Source organism: Caloranaerobacter longqiensis, from assembly GCF_050286925.1.
Lineage (GTDB): Bacteria > Bacillota > Clostridia > Tissierellales > Thermohalobacteraceae > Caloranaerobacter.
This window is the reverse complement of sequence record NZ_JBFWFX010000041.1, coordinates 1-3,897: the sequence shown is the minus strand read 5'-3', so window position 1 is coordinate 3,897 and position 3,897 is coordinate 1. Positions and strand designations below refer to the sequence as shown.

Sequence of the window (3,897 nt, the reverse complement as noted above, 5' to 3'; positions counted from 1 at the left end):
TTCCTTCATAATCTCTAACCGGTGATTTAGTCGCTATTATAAATTTATCTCTTCCACATTTTTCAATACCGTAACCTATTAGCTCTTCACTTTTTCCATATCCTCTAGCAGTATCTATAAAGTTTATTCCTTGTTTATTTGCAGTCATAATTAGTTCTATTGCTTCTTCTTTGCTTACCTTTTGAATCGGAATCCCCCCAAAACCTATTACAGAAACTTCAAAATTAGTTTTTCCAAGCCTTCTTTTGTGCATTCAAAATCCCCCTTACCTTCTAAAGTAAAAATATATATTTCCTGATTCAATCATTTTTTTGAACTTTTTCTTTAAGATACTTTTAAATATCTCTCTTGTACCTGGTATTACTAATACAAAACCTAATGTATCAGTTATTAAACCCGGAGTTAATAATAATGCACCACCTATCAAAATACAAAGTCCATTTAGAAGTTCATTGCCAGGTATTCTTCCATAGTTTAGTTCAGTTCTAATTCTACTTAAAACTAACTTACCTTCACTTTTAGCAAGATATGCACCTATTATACCTGTAGCCAATACGATTCCAATAGTAGTCCATACACTAGTTACTTTTGACAACTGTATTAGTATAAATAATTCGATTATCGGGGTTATTGTAAAAAGCAAAATCAATTTAAAAAACATGTTTACCTCCTAACATACAATAATTATCCTATTAAAATTAATGGTTTTCTATTGTTGCTAGAATAAAATCACTATTTAAGGTACATTTGCTATTCTGACTATTATATATATTAAAAAGTTTTTCAAATAAATCTTTTCTCTCTTTTTTTAAATTTACTACCTTGTTTTTTTCTTTGCTTAAAAATACATGTTCAGTAAAACCTTCTGCTATAAAAATATCCTCTCTATATATTTTGTAATAAAACTTTATTCTTGTTCGGCTTAATTCACTTATACGTGTCTTTACAATAATTTCATCGTCATACTTTACAGAGACTTTATATTTGCAATTCGCTTCAATTACAGGAAGTAATATGCCGTTTTCTTCCATTTGTCTGTAATTTACTCCTTGTTTTTTTAAATAATCTGTACGAGCTACATCAAACCAAATAAAGTAATTTGCATGATATATTATACCCATCTGATCTGTTTCAGAATATCTTGCAATTATCTTTGTTTCAGTCGAATTCAAAACTTCCACCCCTTTTTTCAATCTTTAAAAATATTATATCATAAAAAATACTCTGTATATGTTGTAGATACAGTATAATATCTATATTTACTTTTTCATACCTAAAAAAGTCCAGATCATCCTACTATGAAGCCAGTACCTCTTGTGGCGTATCCTATTTAAAATAGCACAATGACAAACTGAGCCCTTTGCGGGAAGCGGGTCAATTTTTATAGCCTGCTTTTTTATAATCCATAGGAAATTATAATAAAATCTTATATTTTAAAAATTTAATGTCGATTTTATTGAAACTTTATCTGGCATGTTTACATGCCAGAGTCGTTATAAACTGCATTAATTTGCGGATAATTTTAAATATAATTTCCGTAATGGATATAGGCAAAATCTACCTTAATTTATTTAAATTGAAGATTTTGTTCTTGTCTAAGAAAGTATAAGCTTTTTCAGTATTTAAGAATCGCTTTGATTTAGATTCGTTACTTTTCATTATAGTTATCGAACTTGGTTGAGGTTCAATACTGGCTTCACTAAATAAACATTGCTTTCAATAAATATATGTTTTCTCTATATTTTGGTAGGATTTTATTATATAAATGTTGAATAGATTTTATGTGATTAGAAATAAAAATTGTAGTTGGTGATGTTATGTCAGGCAAAAAAATTAAGGATAATTACTCTTTTAAAGAAATTGAATATAATTTACAAAGGAGTGATTCATTTGAAAAATATAGCTGAAATGAAGCAAAAAAGAGCAAAGCTAATAAAATAGGCAAGAAATATTTTTGATACAGCAGAAAAGGGAATATAGAACTTTAATCTATGAAGAACAGTTTTTATCAAGCTTTATGAAAAATGTTGGGAGGGGTTTGGAATATAAAAATAGTGAAAACGATGCAATGGTAGGTTAGTTTGATATGATTATTATAAAATCTATTAGGCAATTTGCAAGAAATACACTTGACTGTTTTAAATATGTAAGGATTTTAAAGGAAAAAGGTATAGGAGTTTATTTTGAAAAAGAAAATATAGATACCATGGATTCAAAGGGAGAAGTGTTACTTACCATTTTAAGCTCATTAGCCCAAGATGAAAGCCGGTCAATTAGTGAAAACAGCAGATGGGGAATTGTAAGACGTTTTCAGCAGGGTAAAGTCAGGGTAAACCACAAAAAGTTTATGGGGTATGATAAGGATGAAAATGGAGAGCTTATTATTAATGAAGAACAGGCTAAAATAGTAAGAAGAATTTTTAAAGAATATCTCGAAGGTAAAAGTGCAGATAAAATTGCAGAAGGTCTTACAAAAGATGGAATACTAACAGTCACAGGAAAACGAAAATGGCATTCAACTGTTATAACAAAAATGCTTAAGAATGAAAAGTACTAATGAAAAGTACTGCGGTGATGCACTACTTCAAAAGACAATAACAGAGTAGATTTTTTAACACATAAGAGAGTGAAGAATGAGGGACAAGCACCTCAATATTATGTAGAAAACAGCCATCCAGCAATAATAAGCAAAGAAATATTTGAAGCTGTTCAAAAGAGATGAAAATGGTCCTGAAGCTTGTAGCATGAAAGCAGTAGATGAAGAAAAACTAAAAGCAGCATTTGTTAGGGTGGCTAACAAGGTAATAAAAGATAGTGATGGATTTATAAAGAAAATGATAAGTAATATAGAAAAAGTGTTAAAAGAAAATAAAGATGAAGTAAAATTAAAAACTATAGACTCAAGACTAGTAGAGCTTAGAAAGCAGGTAACGAATCTAATAAGGCTAAATTCTAGAAGCAGTATTGACAGTGATATTTATGATGAAGAATACAACAGACTGGTTTTAGAGATGGAAAACTTAAGGAGCCAACGTTTGGCATATACAAAAACTGAAATGGAGTGTAAGAGCAATTATTCTAGGGTTAGAGAGATAGAGAAAATACTAAATGATCATGAAATAATAAAGAAATTTGATGAAGAATTGTTTGGAGTATTGGTGGTTCAGATTAGAGTTGTATCTTTAGTTGAGGTAGAATTTATTTTGAAGACGGGGGTTGAGGTGAAAGAAATTATCTAACTAATATCATGAAAATTGTAGAAAAATGTCGAAAAAAATAACATTAATGGTATTGTAATCCCTCTAAAATTTGTTATATTAATAACATAGATTTGTACAAATCTAAAATATAAGACACAATATTCAATTCTAGATATAATCAAAAAGGAGTTGCAAAAAGAATTAAAAAGTACGTACTTTGGTGTAGTAGAGATTTTGATAATTATAAAAATATAAAATATGAAAAGGAAGGGGATTTTTTAATGAAAAAATTTAATAAAGTTGTAAGTTTAGTTTTAATATTAACAATATTTTTAGGTACTGTAAATGTGTACGCATACTCAGAAAGATATACAAATACAATAAGACAAACAATAGTAGATGAAAAACAGTTTGCCATTCAAGCGTATAAAAATTTAGATGATGAAGCAAAGAAAGTGTTTTTAAGTTATATTCAACATTTAGCTTTAGAAGGAGATTCTTCACTATTAGAATATCATATCAAATATGTCGATAAAGATTATGTGAATCAAACTGCAACTTTAAAAAAAGAAGTAGATAGTAATACGCAAAAGATGTATAATGTAGCTGTAGCAAGTAATCCAAGTATAGCTAGTCAGTTAGCAGCATTAAACTTACCAGCTGCAGTTGAATATGGACTTCTTGCATTTGCGTCTGC

At 28.8% G+C, this 3,897-nt stretch carries 5 protein-coding genes and 1 pseudogene; 3 read left to right on the top strand and 3 right to left on the bottom strand.

What is annotated here, in order from left to right:
* From AB4Y15_RS13750 to AB4Y15_RS13740, 3 genes are all read right to left on the bottom strand, one after another.
* Nucleotides 1-253: aldo/keto reductase (locus AB4Y15_RS13750; RefSeq protein ID WP_427340915.1), on the bottom strand; the 253-nt coding region annotated here is incomplete at its 3' end.
* Nucleotides 254-265: 12 nt separating this feature from the next.
* Nucleotides 266-661 (bottom strand): FxsA family protein, encoded by a 396-nt coding sequence (locus AB4Y15_RS13745; protein ID WP_427340914.1) that lies wholly within the window; start codon nt 659-661, stop codon nt 266-268.
* 37 nt (nt 662-698) lie between these two features.
* Entirely contained in the window at nt 699-1,172 is a 474-nt protein-coding gene (locus tag AB4Y15_RS13740) for an acyl-CoA thioesterase (RefSeq protein ID WP_427340913.1), read from the bottom strand.
* A 914-nt stretch (nt 1,173-2,086) separates the two neighbouring features.
* On the opposite strand from AB4Y15_RS13740, the pseudogene AB4Y15_RS13735 reads away from it, so the two are divergent.
* From AB4Y15_RS13735 to AB4Y15_RS13725, 3 genes and pseudogenes are all read left to right on the top strand, one after another.
* A pseudogene (locus AB4Y15_RS13735) lies at nt 2,087-2,722 on the top strand (recombinase family protein).
* Complete coding sequence (locus AB4Y15_RS13730) at nt 2,700-3,239, top strand: hypothetical protein (RefSeq protein WP_427340912.1); 540 nt, start codon at nt 2,700-2,702, stop codon at nt 3,237-3,239. The pseudogene AB4Y15_RS13735 and the gene AB4Y15_RS13730 overlap by 23 nt, the downstream one beginning before the upstream one ends.
* Nucleotides 3,240-3,481: 242 nt before the next feature.
* Nucleotides 3,482-3,897 (top strand): SRPBCC family protein (locus tag AB4Y15_RS13725; RefSeq protein ID WP_427340911.1); only part of this gene is annotated, 416 nt, incomplete at its 3' end.

Bases quoted from the DNA above. Each gene is read 5' to 3' on its own strand.
- AB4Y15_RS13745 (WP_427340914.1), bottom strand. From the start codon at position 661: ATGTTTTTTAAATTGATTTTGCTTTTTACAATAACCCCGATAATCGAA.